This window comes from Edwardsiella piscicida (genome assembly GCF_001896205.1).
Lineage (GTDB): Bacteria > Pseudomonadota > Gammaproteobacteria > Enterobacterales > Enterobacteriaceae > Edwardsiella > Edwardsiella piscicida.
In genome coordinates this window covers 3,602,955-3,619,495 of the sequence record NZ_MPNU01000001.1, presented here as the reverse complement: position 1 = coordinate 3,619,495, position 16,541 = coordinate 3,602,955, and the positions used below count along the sequence as shown (strand labels likewise).

18 protein-coding genes are annotated in these 16,541 nt (G+C 58.1%); 14 read left to right on the top strand and 4 right to left on the bottom strand.

What is annotated here, in order from left to right; translation table 11 throughout:
- Nucleotides 1-32 precede the first annotated feature (32 nt).
- Nucleotides 33-1,217, bottom strand: coding sequence for an MFS transporter TsgA (gene tsgA, locus BRD58_RS16735; protein ID WP_012850051.1), 1,185 nt, complete (start codon nucleotides 1,215-1,217; stop codon nucleotides 33-35).
- A gap of 471 nt (nucleotides 1,218-1,688) precedes the next feature.
- Here tsgA and ppiA point away from each other — a divergent pair, with 471 nt between their 5' ends.
- The gene (gene ppiA / locus BRD58_RS16730; protein ID WP_012850050.1) at nucleotides 1,689-2,255 is read left to right on the top strand and encodes a peptidylprolyl isomerase A; all 567 of its coding nucleotides are present in this window, start codon (nucleotides 1,689-1,691) and stop codon (nucleotides 2,253-2,255) included.
- 48 nt (nucleotides 2,256-2,303) lie between these two features.
- On the opposite strand, the gene BRD58_RS16725 is transcribed toward ppiA, so the two are convergent.
- Nucleotides 2,304-2,879 (bottom strand): aminodeoxychorismate synthase component II, encoded by a 576-nt coding sequence (locus BRD58_RS16725; RefSeq protein ID WP_073383780.1) that lies wholly within the window; start codon nucleotides 2,877-2,879, stop codon nucleotides 2,304-2,306.
- 196 nt (nucleotides 2,880-3,075) lie between these two features.
- Between BRD58_RS16725 and argD the strand changes: the two genes are divergently transcribed.
- A complete protein-coding gene (gene argD, locus BRD58_RS16720; protein WP_012850047.1) occupies nucleotides 3,076-4,290 on the top strand; it encodes a bifunctional acetylornithine/succinyldiaminopimelate transaminase in 1,215 nt (404 codons plus the stop codon).
- A 6-nt stretch (nucleotides 4,291-4,296) separates the two neighbouring features.
- Here the strand turns inward: argD and BRD58_RS16715 are convergent, their stop codons facing one another.
- Nucleotides 4,297-6,225, bottom strand: coding sequence for an ABC transporter ATP-binding protein (locus tag BRD58_RS16715; RefSeq protein ID WP_012850046.1), 1,929 nt, complete (start codon nucleotides 6,223-6,225; stop codon nucleotides 4,297-4,299).
- Nucleotides 6,226-6,384: 159 nt separating this feature from the next.
- On the opposite strand from BRD58_RS16715, the gene kefG reads away from it, so the two are divergent.
- The 4 genes from kefG (at nucleotide 6,385) to slyD (ending at nucleotide 9,717) form a co-directional block, all read left to right on the top strand.
- Complete coding sequence (gene kefG / locus BRD58_RS16710; protein WP_012850045.1) at nucleotides 6,385-6,945, top strand: glutathione-regulated potassium-efflux system ancillary protein KefG; 561 nt, start codon at nucleotides 6,385-6,387, stop codon at nucleotides 6,943-6,945.
- Nucleotides 6,935-8,761: a glutathione-regulated potassium-efflux system protein KefB gene (gene kefB, locus BRD58_RS16705; RefSeq protein WP_015462416.1), complete on the top strand. Its 1,827-nt coding sequence runs from the start codon at nucleotides 6,935-6,937 to the stop codon at nucleotides 8,759-8,761. Before kefG ends, kefB begins: the two co-directional genes overlap by 11 nt.
- Nucleotides 8,758-8,946 (top strand): YheV family putative zinc ribbon protein, encoded by a 189-nt coding sequence (locus BRD58_RS16700; protein ID WP_012850043.1) that lies wholly within the window; start codon nucleotides 8,758-8,760, stop codon nucleotides 8,944-8,946. The genes kefB and BRD58_RS16700 overlap by 4 nt, the downstream gene beginning before the upstream one ends.
- A gap of 108 nt (nucleotides 8,947-9,054) precedes the next feature.
- The gene (gene slyD, locus BRD58_RS16695) at nucleotides 9,055-9,717 is read left to right on the top strand and encodes a peptidylprolyl isomerase (RefSeq protein WP_012850042.1); all 663 of its coding nucleotides are present in this window, start codon (nucleotides 9,055-9,057) and stop codon (nucleotides 9,715-9,717) included.
- 65 nt (nucleotides 9,718-9,782) lie between these two features.
- Here slyD and BRD58_RS16690 read toward each other — a convergent pair whose 3' ends face one another.
- Entirely contained in the window at nucleotides 9,783-10,016 is a 234-nt protein-coding gene (locus BRD58_RS16690; protein ID WP_012850041.1) for a protein SlyX, read from the bottom strand.
- A gap of 275 nt (nucleotides 10,017-10,291) precedes the next feature.
- Here BRD58_RS16690 and fkpA point away from each other — a divergent pair, with 275 nt between their 5' ends.
- The 8 genes from fkpA (at nucleotide 10,292) to fusA (ending at nucleotide 16,428) form a co-directional block, all read left to right on the top strand.
- Nucleotides 10,292-11,116 carry an FKBP-type peptidyl-prolyl cis-trans isomerase gene (gene fkpA, locus BRD58_RS16685; RefSeq protein ID WP_015462415.1) on the top strand — a complete coding sequence of 275 codons (825 nt, stop codon included), beginning with the start codon at nucleotides 10,292-10,294 and terminating at the stop codon, nucleotides 11,114-11,116.
- Between the two features lie 211 nt (nucleotides 11,117-11,327).
- Entirely contained in the window at nucleotides 11,328-12,044 is a 717-nt protein-coding gene (locus BRD58_RS16680; RefSeq protein WP_012850038.1) for a helix-turn-helix transcriptional regulator, read from the top strand.
- Between the two features lie 3 nt (nucleotides 12,045-12,047).
- Nucleotides 12,048-12,437 carry a sulfurtransferase complex subunit TusD gene (tusD, locus tag BRD58_RS16675; RefSeq protein ID WP_012850037.1) on the top strand — a complete coding sequence of 130 codons (390 nt, stop codon included), beginning with the start codon at nucleotides 12,048-12,050 and terminating at the stop codon, nucleotides 12,435-12,437.
- Between the two features lie 8 nt (nucleotides 12,438-12,445).
- Complete coding sequence (gene tusC, locus BRD58_RS16670) at nucleotides 12,446-12,805, top strand: sulfurtransferase complex subunit TusC (protein ID WP_012850036.1); 360 nt, start codon at nucleotides 12,446-12,448, stop codon at nucleotides 12,803-12,805.
- A 16-nt stretch (nucleotides 12,806-12,821) separates the two neighbouring features.
- Nucleotides 12,822-13,112 carry a sulfurtransferase complex subunit TusB gene (gene tusB, locus BRD58_RS16665; RefSeq protein ID WP_012850035.1) on the top strand — a complete coding sequence of 97 codons (291 nt, stop codon included), beginning with the start codon at nucleotides 12,822-12,824 and terminating at the stop codon, nucleotides 13,110-13,112.
- 170 nt (nucleotides 13,113-13,282) lie between these two features.
- Nucleotides 13,283-13,657 (top strand): 30S ribosomal protein S12, encoded by a 375-nt coding sequence (gene rpsL / locus BRD58_RS16660; protein ID WP_012850034.1) that lies wholly within the window; start codon nucleotides 13,283-13,285, stop codon nucleotides 13,655-13,657.
- A gap of 96 nt (nucleotides 13,658-13,753) precedes the next feature.
- Nucleotides 13,754-14,224, top strand: coding sequence for a 30S ribosomal protein S7 (gene rpsG / locus BRD58_RS16655; RefSeq protein ID WP_012850033.1), 471 nt, complete (start codon nucleotides 13,754-13,756; stop codon nucleotides 14,222-14,224).
- A gap of 95 nt (nucleotides 14,225-14,319) precedes the next feature.
- Nucleotides 14,320-16,428, top strand: coding sequence for an elongation factor G (fusA, locus tag BRD58_RS16650; RefSeq protein ID WP_012850032.1), 2,109 nt, complete (start codon nucleotides 14,320-14,322; stop codon nucleotides 16,426-16,428).
- Nucleotides 16,429-16,541: the final 113 nt, after the last annotated feature.

The window sequence follows — 16,541 nt, the reverse complement described above, 5'->3', positions numbered from 1 at the left end:
TGCAGGCCCCGTTGCTATCGGTATGGCGCAGACTACTTGGCCGCGTGGCCATGCAGGCGGTGTTTGGTGACAAACCCCAACAGAACGCACATCACAAAAACGACCAGATAGAGACCGTTGGCCGTCGCCAGCGCCGCATGGGCTCCGCTGTGAGCGACGATGGGACCGGTGACGACGAAGGTCAGCATGGTACCGATGGTGCCGCAGGTCAGGATAAAGTTCACCAGCTTCGGCGAGGAGACCTTGGTCTGCTGCGACCCCAGCGTAATCAGCGTGGTATAGATAGCGCTGCTGACAAAGCCCAGGCCCAGAATATACATGCTCAGCATGGCGCCCTGCTGGCTGCTGACGAACATGTACATCATAAAGGTGGAAAGGGCGGCCAATACCGTGACGATGCGCTGCAGATCGAAGAAGCGCAGCGCGACGCTGAAGAACCACATGCCGACCATATAGGCGGTCCAGAAGTTACTGACCAGTCCGCCGCTCTCTTCAATGCTCATGCCGAAGCGCTTGGCGGCGTACTCCGGTACCCACTGAATAAAGCCCAGCTGACCGAGGATGTAGCAGAGCGCGGCGATCGACAGAAACAGGACGCCGATCCCCCACTTCTCTTTGCTGACCGGCTGGCTGTCGCCGGCGGTTTGCTTACCCAGCTGTGGGAAGTCAGAGCACAGCGTCAGGATAAAGATGGCCAGATACAGAACGCCGATGCAGGCGTAGACCCAGTACCATGCCACGTGCTGCGCGAGCAGGGTGGCGGCGATGATGGGGAACACCATCCCGGCCATGCTGAAGAACGAGTCGGTAAACAGCAGGCGAGAGCCGCGCTGACGCCCGGTATAGATATGGGTGATCAGGAAGGTTCCGATCGACATGGTGATCCCGCTGACCACGCCCAGCACGAACATGCATGCGGAGAAGATGGCCAGATTGTGCCCGACCATCAGACCGGCGATGGCAAGGATCATCAGGATAAAGCCAAAAACGAGCTGACGTTTGAGCGGAATAATTTCCATCAGCCAGGCATTAAGGAAAATGGAAACCAAAATCCCGGTGTTGAGGAACGTAAAGGTATTACTCATGCTGGAGATCGGCAGATTGAAGTACTCTGCGATATTTCCCATCACCATCCCGGTGACAATCACCAATGCGCCGGTAAGCGCATAGGAGAAGAAACTGATCCATGTTAGGCGGATGCGATTGCTGTCGGTCATAGCAAGGCCTATATCAGTATATAAGGTAAAAAGAAGCGTGTTCGTGGGAAGATCCGACAAGAAGGGTCGATTTCACCAAGCGTGCGCATCCTAACATAGCCATGCCGACGTTTTGTGATATGAATCTTCTTTTTATTGCAAAGCAATAATTTGTTGCTTAAAAAATGAGATCTTTTGCGGAGTTGTCTCCCGATGGTCGCTGCTTCGGCAGCGCATGGGGGGTGTCGTCTCCTCAACACGCACGTTTGCGCCCCGCGTCAGCGCGGCAGGCGCGCGATAAATCGGATTTGACGCGCTTGTCCTGTGCGTCAATTCCGCTAATGTAGGGATAGACCGGGCGCAAAACGCGGCGTGGCGGTTCGGTAAATCTGAGTAAATGGGTGGCGATTATGCCAAGGGCTATTTAGAATCGTTACGCCATTTTGTTGTTTTTACGCTTTTGACAAAGCCCGTCAGAGAAAGGAAGTTTTCATGTTCAAAAGAATCGTCATTACCCTGGTCACCCTCTTCTCGCTGGCCGCCATGGCCCCCGCCGCGCTGGCGGCCAACACGCGGGTCATGCTGACGACCAGCGTAGGCAATATTGAGCTGGAGCTGTATAACCAGAAGGCGCCGGTCACCGTTGATAACTTTCTTGGCTACGTTAACAGCGGTTATTACAACGGCACCATTTTTCACCGCGTGATCCCGGGCTTTATGATCCAGGGCGGCGGTTTTACCGGCGACATGCAGCAGAAAGCGACGCAGCCACCGATCAAGAACGAGGCGGATAACGGGCTGCGTAACCTGCGCGGTACTATCGCGATGGCGCGTACCGCGGAGAAAGACAGCGCGACCAGCCAGTTCTTTATCAACGTGGCGGATAACGCGTTTCTCGACCATGGACAGCGTGACTTTGGCTATGCCGTCTTCGGCAAAGTGATTAAGGGGATGGATGTCGTCGACAAGATCTCCCAGGCGCGTACCGAAAACGTCGGTCCTTACCAGAATGTGCCGGCCAAGCCGATCGTGATTACCTCGGCCAGCGTCATGAAGTAAGGCTATCGCGTGGTTTCGTACAGCGGGCGCCGGACGGCGCCCGCTGTGTTACTGGCGCAGAAAGTTGCGCAGCAGGGCGTGTCCCTGTTCGCTAAGAATGCTTTCTGGATGGAACTGAACCCCCTCCAGGGCCATGCCGGTATGACGGATCCCCATAATCTCATCGACCGCGCCATCGCGTTCGCTCCAGGCGGTCACCTCCAGGCAGTCGGGCAGGCTCTCCTTATCCAGAATCAGCGAATGGTAGCGGGTAACCGTCAGCGGGTTGTTCAGCCCCTGGAATACGCCGCGATCGCGGTGGTGGATGGCGCTGGTCTTGCCGTGCATCACCTGCCGCGCCCGGATCACCCGCGCGCCGAAAACCTGTCCCAACGCCTGGTGTCCCAGGCAGACCCCCAGCAGCGGAACGCGCCCCGCCAGATGACGAATGGCCGCAAGGGAAATACCGGCCTGATCGGGCGTACCCGGCCCGGGAGAGATCACCACGTGCGATGGACGCAGGGCATCGATCTCCGCCAGCGTCAGCGCATCGTTGCGTTTGACCATGACCTCGGCGTCGAGTTGGCAGAAGTACTGGTACAGGTTGTAGGTAAAAGAGTCGTAGTTATCGATAAGCAGCAGCATGGCATGGTACTGGCGTTACGGGAAAGCGATGATGATAAAGCATACGCTGGACAAATTCAGCCCCGCAGGGCCGGATGCAAAGGAGCCTGCGCGGCGTCGGCGCTGAAAATAGGGTTGCCATTTATTGATTTATTATTCATATTTTATGATTATAAAATCACTTTGGCTTGGCCGCTTAGAACGGGGGGAACGCGGGATGACGCAGAAAAACACAGTGGAGAGGGGCAATTTTGAAAAGGTGATGTTGCCGGTTTATGCACCTGCAGAGTTTGTGCCGGTGCGCGGTCAAGGCAGCCGAGTGTGGGATCAGCAGGGACGTGACTATATCGACTTTGCCGGCGGCATTGCGGTGACGGCGCTGGGGCATTGCCATCCGGCATTGGTGGCTGCGCTACAGGAGCAGGGGAGCCGCCTATGGCATACCAGCAATGTCTTCACCAATGAGCCCGCGCTGCGTCTGGCGCAAAAGCTGATCGATGCCACCTTTGCCGAGCGGGTGTTTTTTGCTAACTCCGGCGCAGAGGCCAATGAGGCGGCGCTAAAGTTGGCCCGCTACCACGCCGCGACGCGCATCAGCCCCCATAAAAGCCAGATTATCGCCTTTAAGCAGGGGTTTCACGGTCGCACGCTGTTTACGGTATCGGTTGGGGGGCAGGCGAAGTATTCGGACGGCTTTGGGCCAAAGCCGGCGGATATTGTGCACGTCCCGTTTAACGACGTGACGGCGGTTGAGGCGATCATCGGTGAACAGACCTGCGCGGTGATCGTCGAGCCGGTACAGGGCGAGGGCGGGGTATTGCCGGCCAGCGCCGCGTTTCTGCAGGGGCTGCGAACGCTGTGCGATCGCCATCAGGCGCTGCTGATTTTTGATGAGGTGCAAAGCGGAATGGGGCGCAGCGGCAGGCTGTTTAGCTATATGCACTACGGCGTGACGCCGGACATTCTGACCAGCGCTAAGGCGCTGGGCGGCGGGTTTCCGATCAGCGCCATGCTGACCACCGACGCGATCGCCTCTGCGATGACGGTGGGCTGCCACGGCACGACCTACGGCGGCAATCCACTGGCCTGCGCGGTGGCGGAGGCGGCGTTCGATATCATTAGTCAGCCGCAGGTCCTCGCCGGGGTAGCGACGCGCCGACAGGCCATCGTCAGCCATTTGCAGGCGCTTAACCAGCGCCACGGTGTGTTTAGCGAAATCCGCGGACAGGGGCTACTGCTGGGGGCTGCCTTATCGCCCGCCTACCGGGGGCGGGCTCGAGACATTCTGCATGCGGCGGCGGAGCAGGGCGTGATGCTGCTGAACGCCGGCGCCGATACGCTGCGCTTTACGCCGTCTCTGGTGATCGAGACGGCGGAAATCGACGAGGGCATGGCCCGCCTGGGGCGGGCGCTGGATACGCTGGCGGCCTAGGGGGGCTCAGGCGTTATCGCTCTCCGTGAAGGCGCGGGACATCGCTTCGAGCTGCTCCTGCGCATCGAGCCAACACAGCTCCGCCTCCTCCAGACCGAGCTTGGCCTGGCTTTGGCGCTGCAGAATGTCGTTCAGCTCCTCTTTACGCGCCGGATCGTACAGCGCGCTGTCGGCGAGGCGCTCCTCCAGCGTATTGAGCTGGGCGCTCAGGGTCTCCATACGCTTTTCCTGCGCGGCGATCTGCTTGCGCAGCGGCTGAGTCTGGCTGCGGAACTCGGCTTCGCGCCGCTTCTGATCCTTTCTGGCCTGAGCGCTGTTGGTCGTTTGCGCGCCATCCTGATCCGCCGGCGCCTGGTTCTCCTGGCGCTGCAGATCGATCATCCACCGCTGGTAATCGTCCAGATCACCGGCGAACGGCTCGACCTGACCGTCGTGCACCAGATAGAGATCATCGGTCGTGGATCGCAGCAGATGGCGATCGTGCGAGACCACCACCAGAGCCCCCTCGAAATCGATCAGCGCCTCGGTCAGCGCCTGGCGCATGTCCAGATCCAGATGGTTGGTCGGCTCATCGAGCAGCAGTAGGTTCGGGCGCTGCCAAACGATCAGCGCGAGCACCAGGCGCGCCTTCTCGCCGCCGGAAAAGCGCGCGGTCGCCTCACTGACTTTATCGCCGTTAAAACCGAAGCCCCCTAAATAGTCACGCAGCTGCTGTTCGCTCTCCTGCGGCGCCAGGCGAGCTAAGTGCTGCAGCGGCGACTCGTCGGCGCGCAGATACTCCAGCTGATGCTGGGCGAAGTATCCCAGGCGAACGCCCTTGGCCAGCCCGACCTCCCCCTGCTGCGGCGCCAGTTCACCAGCCAGCAGCTTGATCAGGGTGGACTTACCGGCCCCGTTACGCCCCAACAGACCGATACGCGAGCCGGGTACCAGGTTGAGCTTAATCGAGGCGAGCACGGTGCGCTCGCCGTAGCCGGCGCTGACGTGCTCCATACGCAGCAGCGGCGTCGGCAGGCTTTCCGGTGCACGGAAGCTGAAGTGGAACGGGTTATCGACGTGGGCCGGCGCGATGCGCTCCATGCGCTCCAGCATTTTTACTCGGCTCTGCGCCTGCTTGGCCTTACTGGCCTTGGCCTTGAAGCGGTCGATATAGCTTTGCAGGTGGGCGATACGCTGCTGTTGGCTCTGATACATCGCCTGCTGCTGCGCCAGTTTCCCGGCGCGCTGCAGTTCGAAAGAGGAGTAGTTGCCGCTGTATTCAAACAGCTGCTGCTGTTCGATATGCACAATTTTATCCACGATAGGATCGAGGAAGTCACGGTCGTGCGAAATCAGGATCAGCGTTCCCGGATAGCTTTTCAGCCAGCGCTCCAGCCAGATCACCGCGTCCAGATCCAGGTGGTTGGTCGGTTCGTCGAGCAGCAGCAGGTCGGAGCGGCACAGCAGCGCCTGTGCCAGGTTCAGGCGCATACGCCAGCCGCCGGAGAAGGATTTCACCGGCTGCATGAGCTGTTCTTGGCTAAAGCCGAGGCCGTGCAGCAGGCTAGAGGCGCGGGCGCGAATGGTCCACGCGGCAATGGCGTCCAGCTTGCCGTGGATCAGCGCGATCGCGTTGCCATCGTTGCGCTGGTTGGCATCATCGAGCTGCTGCTCCAGCTGGCGGAACTCGCGATCGCCGTCGAGCACATACTCCAGCGCCGGGATATCCAGCGCCGGGGTCTCTTGGTTAACCCAGGCCATGGCCCAGTTGCCGGGCAGACTCAGGCCGCCGCCGTCGGCGCTCAGCTCATTTTTTAACAACGCTAATAGCGTTGATTTCCCACAGCCATTTTTGCCGACCAGGCCCACCTTTTGGCCGGGATTGATCGTTGCCGAGGCATTGTCCAGCAGCACCCGGGTGCCGCGACGAATTTGGAGCGATGAGAAAACAATCATAAAGCGTCGTCTATTGATAGTGTGTTAAATTGGCGTTGTGGCGACGTAAATAACGCGGCGGGCTAATGGCGATGTGCGGCGCTATTTTGTCATTTAGGGTCGCATGGTAGCTGAAAAGTCCGACAATGACGACGGTCGGACGCACGAGGAGAAGGAAGCATGGCGCACTCGCCGAAGGTGTTACTGATTTATGCCCATCCCGAGTCACCGTCATCCGTGGCCAATCAGCTGCTGCTGCAGGCCGCTCGGCGCCTGAGTAACGTGACGGTACATGACCTGTACGCCCACTATCCGGATTTTTTTATCGATATTCATCATGAGCAGCATCTGCTGCGCAATCATCAGGTCATCGTGTTTCAACACCCCTTGTATAATTACAGCTGTCCGGCCCTGCTTAAAGAGTGGCTGGATCGCGTGCTTGCGCGCGGTTTCGCCAGCGGCGTGGGGGGATATGCCCTGCGCGATAAATATTGGCGGTCGGTGGTCACGACCGGCGAGCCTGAGGGGGCCTATCAGTTGGCTGGCTATAACCATTACACCATGGGCGAGGTTTTGCGTCCGTTTGAGCTGACGGCGTTGCGCTGTCATATGCGCTGGCTGCCGCCGCTGACGATCTATTGGGCGCGGCGCCAGAGGCTGGAGATGCTGCACGCCCAGGCGCATGACTATGCCGAATGGTTAGCGGCGCCGCTGCCCGCCGGAGGCGATGATGAACGCTGAGCCCTCCCTGCTGCCGGCGGTGGTGCTGTTTTTGTTTGCCGCGGTGCTGGCGGTGCCCATCGCCCGTCGCCTGGGCATCGGCGCCGTGCTTGGCTTTCTGATCGCCGGGATCGCCATCGGCCCCTGGGGTATCGGTCTGATCCGGGATGTGGAGGAGATCCTGCACTTCTCGGAGATGGGCGTGGTCTTCCTGCTATTTATCATCGGGCTAGAGCTGAACCCGGGCAAGCTGTGGCGCCTGCGGCGGCTGATCTTCGGCGCCGGCGCCGCTCAGCTGCTGCTGAGCGCGCTGCTGCTCGGAGGGCTGTTGGTCGCCAGCGGGTTTGCCTGGCAGGCGGCGGTCATCGGTGGGATTGGTCTGGCCATGTCGTCGACGGCCATGGCGCTGCAGCTGATGCGCGAGAAGGGGATGAATCGCAATCAGGGCGGTCGCCTCGGGTTTGCCGTGCTGCTGTTCCAGGATATCGCCGTCGTGCCAGCGCTGGCGCTGATGCCGATCTTGGCCGGGGGCGCCGATCACGCCATCAGCTGGGGGCACATTGCGCTGAAGCTCGGCGCGCTGGCCGGTATCTGGGTTGGCGGGCGGCTGCTGCTGCGTCCGCTGTTTCACTATATCGCCGCTACCGGGGTACGTGAAATCTTTACCGCCGCGGCGCTGTTGGTGGTGCTCGGCTCCGCGCTACTGATGGATATGCTCGGCTTTTCAATGGCGCTGGGGACCTTTGTCGCCGGAGTGCTGTTGGCGGAGAGTGAGTTCCAGCATGAGCTTGAGATCGCCATTGAGCCCTTTAAGGGACTGCTGCTGGGGCTGTTTTTTATATCGGTCGGTATGGCGCTCAACCTGGGCGTGCTGTATGCCTACTGGGCGCAGATCCTGGCCGCGGTCGTCGCGCTGGTGGTGGTCAAAAGCGCCGTGCTGTATCTGCTGGCGCGGCTGTCGCGAATACGCAGCGCGGTGCGGCTGCAGTTTGCGGCGGTGCTCAGCCAGGGGGGAGAGTTTGCCTTTGTGCTGTTTTCCGCCGCCGCCGCTCAGCACCTGCTGAGCGCCCAGCAGAGTTCGCTGCTGCTGGTGGTGGTGACGCTGTCGATGGTGACCACCCCGCTGCTGATGCAGGCGCTCGATCGTCTGCTGGCTCAGCGGCTGAACCCGGCGGAGGAGAGTGCGGAAAAACCCTATGTCGCCGATGATGAGCCGCAGGTGATCCTGGTCGGCTTTGGCCGCTTCGGTCAGGTTATCGGTCGACTGCTGATGGCCAATCAGACGCGAGTCACCGTACTGGAGCGCGATGTCAGCGTGGTCAGCATGATGCGCCGCTACGGTTATAAGGTGTATTACGGCGATGCCACCCATCTGGATCTGCTGCACGCGGCGGGCGCGGCGCGGGCGGAGGCTATCGTCATCACCTGTAACGAGCCGGAGGAGACCATGGCAGTGGTTCGTTTGTGTCAACAGCACTTTCCACAGCTGCGCATTCTGGCGCGCGCCCGCGGGCGGGTCGAGGCCCACGAACTGCTGCAGGCCGGCGTGACGCAGTTTAGCCGGGAGACCTTTTCCAGCGCGCTGGAACTGGGGCGTAAGACCTTGATTGAAACAGGAATGCACCCGCATCAGGCCTATCGAGCCCAGCAGCATTTCCGCCGTTTGGATATGCGCATGCTGCGTGAGCTGATGCCGCATCGGCAGGGGGATATCGCACAAATATCTCGCATTCGCGAGGCGCGACGTGAGCTGGAGGAGATCTTTCAGCGCGAGATGCTGCATGAGCAGCATCAAATGAATGGCTGGGATGAAGAGTGGCCGGAGGATGAGGCGTGAAGAAGCGATTTATTGCCGGGGCACGTTGCCCCGCCTGTCACGCCATGGATACCCTGGCGCTGTGGCAGGTCAATGAACATGAACATGTTCATGAACAGGTGCAGTGCGTGCGCTGCGGCCATCGGATGACGCCACCGGTGCCGGCGGGGGCGCCTGGGCGGATCATTGGCCGTTTTAAACCCTGAAGAGACAAAGCGGGTGCGGCGGCGCAGCTTTTTTTATCCTGAACCGTACAGTGGCGCGAAATTCCGCTACAATCCGCTCGGATTTAGTTTCAAACGCTAGGAGATATCATGAAAGTAGCTAAAGACCTGGTGGTCAGTCTGGCCTATCAGGTGCGTACGGAAGACGGGGTATTGGTTGATGAGTCTCCGGTGTCAGCACCGCTGGACTACCTGCACGGCCATGGCTCTCTGATTGCCGGCCTGGAAAAAGCGCTGGAAGGTCACGTCGTCGGCGATCGTTTCGACGTGCATGTTCCGGCTAATGATGCCTACGGCCAGTATGATGACAACCTGGTACAGCGCGTACCGAAGGATGTCTTCATGGGGGTTGACGAGCTGCAGGTTGGCATGCGTTTCCTGGCGGAAACCGATCAGGGCCCGGTACCGGTCGAAATTACCGAAGTGGGTGATGACTATGTCGTGGTTGACGGCAACCACATGCTGGCGGGTCAGAACCTGAACTTCAACGTGGAAGTCGTTGCCCTGCGTGAAGCGACCGCGGAAGAGCTGGAGCACGGCCACGTTCACGGCGCTCAGGATCAGCACGGCGAATGCTGCGGCGGCCACGGTCACGGCGAAGGTGAGTGCTGCGGCGGTCACGGTCATAGCCACGGCGAAGGCGAATGCTGCGGCGGTCATGGCCATGACCACGATCACGAGCACGCAGAAGGCGATACCTGCTGCGGCGGCCAGGGCAAAGGTAAAGGCCACGGCGGCTGCGGCTGCCATTAATGGTTCTTGGATTGTCCCTGTAAAAAAGCGGTCATCTTGACCGCTTTTTTATTGTCTGCGCTGCCTCAGTAGTGGGGCGGCGGCGTCTCTTCTGACGGGTGCGCCATCATGGAGGGCTGCACGGCCCTGAACTTGTCGAGCAGCAGGCGCATTTGCTCGCGGTATTTCCCGAGCTCCAGCTGCAGCGCGATCACCGTCTGGTTAAGATCCTCAATGGTGATCTCCTGAAAAGCGATCCGGCTCTCCATCTGCTCCAGACGGCTCTCCAGTCCACTCAGTCCGTTGGACGATGATTCCATAAAAAATTCCTCTATTTTCCGATTATTACATTCTGGCTCTTTCTTGATTACGCCGGGATGGGGCGATGAGCGAGCTATGGTAGCGCGAATTGTATGTATTTGCGTAGTCGTCTACCCTATCACAGCGTCGCTAGAAACTTTTTTACGTAATACAGGTCTGAATTTACACTGTATGCTGGCTTATTGATTGTTTTCTGGTAAGGGCGCCAGCTATAGTAGCCCAGTACTGTTGCTCATCGTGATTTAAGGCAAGTGCCTTAATTTTGGAGAAATGGATGAAATCTTTTTTTAAAGTTACCGCGCTGGCCACGACCATGGCTCTGGCGCTGAATGCCTCGGCGTTTGCAGCGGACGCAGCCAAGGCGGATACCGCCGCACCGGCCGCCGCCCATAGCCAGTTCAAGAATGACGATCAGCAGGCCGCTTACGCACTGGGTGCCTCTCTGGGTCGTTATATGGACAACTCACTGAAAGAGCAAGAGAAGCTGGGTATCAAGCTGGATAAAGATCAGCTGATCGCCGGGGTACAGGATGCGTTTGCCGGTAAGAGCAAACTGAGCGATCAGCAGATCGAGCAGACGCTGCAGTCTTTCGAGAGCCGAGTGAAGAGCGCGGCTCAGGCGAAGATGGAGCAGGAAGCTAAAGAGAACGCAGAGGCGGGGCAGAAGTTCCGCGCGGCGTTTGCCAAAGAGAAAGGGGTGAAGACCACCGCCAGCGGCCTGATGTATCTGGTTCAGAAAGAAGGGACCGGGCCTGCGCCGACGGACAGCGATACCGTGGTGGTGAACTATAAGGGTTCGCTGATTAACGGTACCGAGTTCGATAACTCCTACAGCCGCGGTGAGCCGCTCTCCTTCCGTCTGGACGGGGTGATCCCGGGGTGGACCGAAGGTCTGAAGCACATCAAGAAAGGCGGTAAGATCAAGCTGGTTATCCCGCCGGATCTGGCCTACGGTAAAACCGGCGTTCCGGGGATCCCGGCTAACTCTACGCTGGTCTTCGAGGTTGAGCTGCTGGACGTGAAGCCGGCGGCGAAGGCGGATGCTGCGCCGGGCGCGAAAGACGAAGCCGCTGCGGCTAGCACGACCGCGACTAAATAAGCCGCGCGTTGATTAGAAAAACCCCCTGAGGGCGCCGCTCTCAGGGGGTTTTTGCTGTGCGCTTGCGCCGCCTGCGGGTAAAAAAAGGCATTTACCTTGGCGCCATCAAGGATTTAAATAGAGCGTCTTTGCTAAAATTTTTTAAAAATTACGCTATTTTTTCCGGACCAGTCAGGGATGGGTGAGTCTGGTTCGACGATGGGAGTGGTTAATGTCAAATACGCTTGTTACGGCTGATATCAGCGAGCTAGATCTGTTGGATGAACGTCCTTTCACCCCGCTCGATCAGGCGATCCTTAAATCCTACGAGGCCGTGGTGGATGGCCTGGCGATGCTGATCGGCCCGCACTGCGAGATTGTTCTGCACTCGCTGGAGGACCTGAAGTGCTCGGCGGTGCGGATCGCCAACGGTGAACACACCGGGCGTAAAATTGGCTCTCCGATAACCGATCTGGCCCTGCGCATGCTGCACGATATGGCCGGAGAGGACAGCAGCGTCTCGCGCGCCTATTTTACCCGAGCCAAAAGCGGCGATCTGATGAAGTCGGTGACCATCGCCATCCGCAACCGAGAGCAGCGGGTGATCGGCCTGCTGTGTATTAACATGAATCTGGATGTGCCCTTCTCTCAGATCATGGAGACGTTCATCCCCAAAGCGACCCAGGAGGTCTCTTCGGCGGTGAACTTTGCCTCATCGGTTGATGAGCTGGTGGCCCAGACGCTGGAGTACACCATCGAAGAGGTGAACGCCGACCGGACGGTATCCAACAATGCCAAGAATCGCCAGATCGTGTTTACGCTGCATGAGAAGGGGATCTTTGACATCAAGGATGCGATCAACCAGGTGGCCGATCGCCTGAATATCTCCAAGCACACGGTCTATCTCTACATTCGCCAGTTTAAGAACGGCGACGTGCAGGGTAACTGAGCCATGCTGAGCTATTCTCTGGTCGTGAATGGACCGGCCTACGGCACGCAGGCGGCCAGCAGTGCCTATCAGTTTGCCCTCGCGCTGCTGGCGGCGGGGCATACGCTGCACAGCGTTTTCTTTTATCGCGAAGGGGTGCTCAACGCCAATCAGCTGACGCAGCCGGCGGCGGATGAGTTTGATCTGGTGCGGGCCTGGCAACAGCTATCGCAGCAGCACGGCGTGACGCTGAATGTCTGCGTTGCCGCTGGACTGCGCCGCGGCGTGGTAGCGACAGAGGCGGCCGAACAGCGAGGGCTGACGTCGGGGAATCTGCAGCCCGGCTTTACGCTGAGCGGCCTGGGTGCGCTGGCGGAAGCGATGCTGGTGTGCGATCGCACCATGCAGTTTTAGGGGGAGAGATGAAACGGCTTGCCTTTGTTTTTACCCAGCCACCCCATACGACCAGCGCCGGGCGAGAGGGGCTGGACGCACTGCTGGCGGCCTCAGCATTCTGCGAGGATATTGCCGTATTCTTTATCGGCGACGCGGTCTTCCAGCTACTGCCCGACCAGCAGCCAGCGGCTATTCTGGCGCGTGATTACGTCGCCACGTTCGGCGTGATGGCGCTGTATGATATCGAGCAGGTCTATCTGTGCGCCGCGTCGCTGGCCGCGCGCGGGCTGAGCAGCGACGTCCGCTGGGTTATTCCCGTCGAGGCGCTGGCGGCCGATGCGCTGCGCGCGCGGCTGGATGAGTGCGATGTCATTTTGACCTTTTAACGCTGGGGACTCCGCGATGTTACATACCTTGACCCGCTCACCGCAGGGGGGCGTCGATTTCACCGCGCTGGCGGCGCTGGTACGCCCCGGCGATGCGCTGGTGTTGCTGCAGGATGGCGTCCTGTGCGCGCTGACGGGCAGCCCCGGGCTGACGGCGCTGAGCGCGATGCCGGTGGCGCTGTATGTGCTGCGGGAGGATGTGTTGGCGCGGGGGCTGACGGCGTATGTCGCGCCCACGTGTCAGCTGATCGGCTATGGCGAGTTTGTCACGCTGAGCGAGGCGCATTCGCGCCAGATGGCCTGGTAACGATACGGACAGCGTTGACAGTATCGCGCCGAATATCTTGTATATTTCTTGACACCCTCCCGACTCAGCCATAAAATTCTGCGTCCCCATATTTTGCCCTTGGTCTATCCAGTGTGCAGTATGGGGCGATTTATTACGTGTTTACGAAAAGCAAAAACCAGGAGCTTTTGATGGCAACTATCAACCAGCTGGTTCGCAAGCCACGCGCTAAGAAAGTTGAGAAAAGCAACGTTCCAGCGCTGGAAGCCTGCCCGCAGAAACGTGGCGTATGTACCCGTGTATATACCACCACTCCGAAAAAACCGAACTCCGCACTGCGTAAAGTATGTCGTGTTCGTCTGACCAACGGTTTTGAAGTGACTTCCTACATCGGTGGTGAAGGTCACAACCTGCAGGAGCACTCCGTGATCCTGATCCGTGGTGGTCGTGTTAAAGACCTGCCGGGTGTGCGTTATCACACCGTGCGCGGTGCTCTGGACTGCTCCGGTGTTAAAGACCGTAAGCAATCCCGCTCTAAGTACGGCGTTAAGCGTCCTAAGGCTTAATGGTTCTCCGTTAAGTAAGGCCAAACGTTTTAACTTTAATGTCAAAATAAACTCGTAGAGTTTTGGACAATCCTGAATTCACAACGGAGTATTTCCATGCCACGTCGTCGCGTAATTGGTCAGCGTAAAATCCTGCCGGATCCGAAGTTCGGATCAGAACTGCTGGCTAAATTTGTTAACATCCTGATGGTAGATGGTAAAAAATCTACTGCAGAATCAATCGTATACAGCGCGCTGGAGACCCTGGCTCAGCGCTCTGGCAAAACTGAACTGGAAGCTTTCGAGACCGCTCTCGAAAACGTGCGCCCGACCGTCGAAGTTAAATCTCGTCGCGTTGGTGGCTCCACCTACCAGGTTCCGGTTGAAGTTCGTCCGGTTCGTCGTAATGCCCTGGCAATGCGTTGGATCGTAGAAGCTGCTCGTAAACGCGGTGATAAATCCATGGCTCTGCGTCTGGCGAACGAACTTTCTGACGCTGCAGAAAACAAAGGCACTGCAGTTAAGAAACGTGAAGACGTTCACCGTATGGCAGAAGCCAACAAGGCGTTCGCTCACTACCGCTGGTAATATCATCGGTATGTTAGTCACCAAGCGGGCGCTTAGGCTTAAGCAGCCCGCTTTGGGTAACTTAACTTGAACGTCCTAGGATATAGAGGAATCAAATGGCTCGTACAACACCCATTTCGCGTTACCGTAACATCGGTATCAGCGCCCACATCGACGCCGGTAAAACCACTACTACCGAACGTATCCTGTTCTACACCGGTGTAAACCATAAGATCGGTGAAGTTCATGATGGCGCTGCCACCATGGACTGGATGGAGCAGGAGCAGGAGCGTGGTATTACCATTACCTCCGCTGCGACCACCGCTTTCTGGTCCGGTATGGCCAAACAGTTTGAACCGCACCGTGTCAACATCATCGACACCCCGGGGCACGTTGACTTCACCATCGAAGTAGAACGTTCCATGCGTGTACTGGATGGTGCGGTAATGGTTTACTGCGCCGTTGGTGGTGTTCAGCCGCAGTCTGAAACCGTATGGCGTCAGGCAAACAAATATCAGGTTCCGCGCATCGCGTTCGTTAACAAAATGGACCGCATGGGTGCGAACTTCCTGAAAGTTGTTAACCAGATCAAAACCCGTCTGGGCGCGAACCCGGTTCCGCTGCAGCTGGCTATCGGTGCTGAAGACGCATTCACCGGTGTCGTTGACCTGGTTAAAATGAAAGCCATCAACTGGAATGAAGCCGATCAGGGCGTGACCTTCACCTATGAAGACATCCCGGCTGATATGGTTGAGCTGGCTAACGAATGGCACCAGTTCCTGGTTGAGTCCGCCGCTGAAGCTTCTGAAGAGCTGATGGACAAATACCTGGGCGGTGAAGCGCTGTCTGAAGAAGAGATCAAGAAAGCTCTGCGTCAGCGCGTACTGAACAACGAAATCATCCTGGTTACCTGTGGCTCCGCGTTCAAGAACAAGGGCGTACAGGCAATGCTGGATGCGGTCATCGAATATCTGCCGGCACCGACTGACGTTCCGGCGATCAAAGGTATTCTGGACGACGGTAAAGATACCCCGGCTGAGCGTCATTCTGACGACAACGAGCCGTTCGCGGCGCTGGCGTTCAAAATCGCTACCGACCCGTTCGTGGGTAACCTGACCTTCTTCCGCGTGTACTCCGGTGTGGTTAACTCCGGTGATACCGTACTGAACTCTGTGAAGTCTGCGCGCGAGCGTTTTGGCCGTATCGTTCAGATGCATGCCAACAAGCGTGAAGAGATCAAAGAAGTTCGCGCGGGCGACATCGCTGCGGCAATCGGTCTGAAGGACGTCACCACCGGTGATACCCTGTGCGACCAGAACGCACCGATCATCCTGGAGCGTATGGAATTCCCTGAGCCGGTAATCTCCATCGCCGTTGAGCCGAAAACTAAGGCTGACCAGGAGAAAATGGGCCTGGCACTGGGCCGTCTGGCTAAAGAAGACCCGTCTTTCCGCGTATGGACCGACGAAGAATCTAACCAGACCATCATCGCCGGTATGGGTGAACTGCACCTGGAAATCATCGTTGACCGTATGAAGCGCGAGTTCAACGTTGAAGCCAACGTCGGTAAACCGCAGGTTGCTTACCGTGAAACCATCCGTGACACCGTCAAGGATGTTGAAGGTAAACACGCCAAACAGTCCGGTGGTCGCGGTCAGTACGGTCATGTCGTTATCGACATGTTCCCGCTGGAGCCGGGTGGCGAAGGTTACACCTTCACCAACGACATCAAGGGCGGCGTGATTCCGGGTGAATACATCCCGGCAGTTGACAAGGGTATCCAAGAGCAGCTGAAGTCTGGTCCGATGGCCGGTTATCCGGTAGTAGACCTGGGCGTACGTCTGCACTTCGGTTCTTACCATGACGTTGACTCCTCTGAACTGGCGTTCAAACTGGCTGCCTCTCTCGCGTTTAAAGAAGCATTCAAACGCGCTAAGCCGGTTCTGCTTGAGCCGATCATGAAGGTTGAAGTAGAAACTCCGGAAGATTACATGGGTGACGTTATCGGTGACTTGAACCGTCGTCGCGGCATGATCGAAGGTATGGAAGATACTGCGACTGGCAAGACTGTTCGCGCGCAGGTTCCGTTGTCTGAAATGTTTGGTTATGCTACTGACCTGCGTTCTCAGACCCAGGGCCGTGCTTCATACTCCATGGAGTTCCTGAAGTATGCTGAAGCACCGACTAACGTCGCTCAGGCCGTTATTGAAGCACGTGGCAAATAAGCCTCTGCTTTAACATATTGATCCCGCACCCTCTCCTTCGGTGAGGGTGCAAGATAAGGAATATAACCGTGTCTAAAGAAAAATTTGAACGTTCTAAACCGCACGTTAACGTT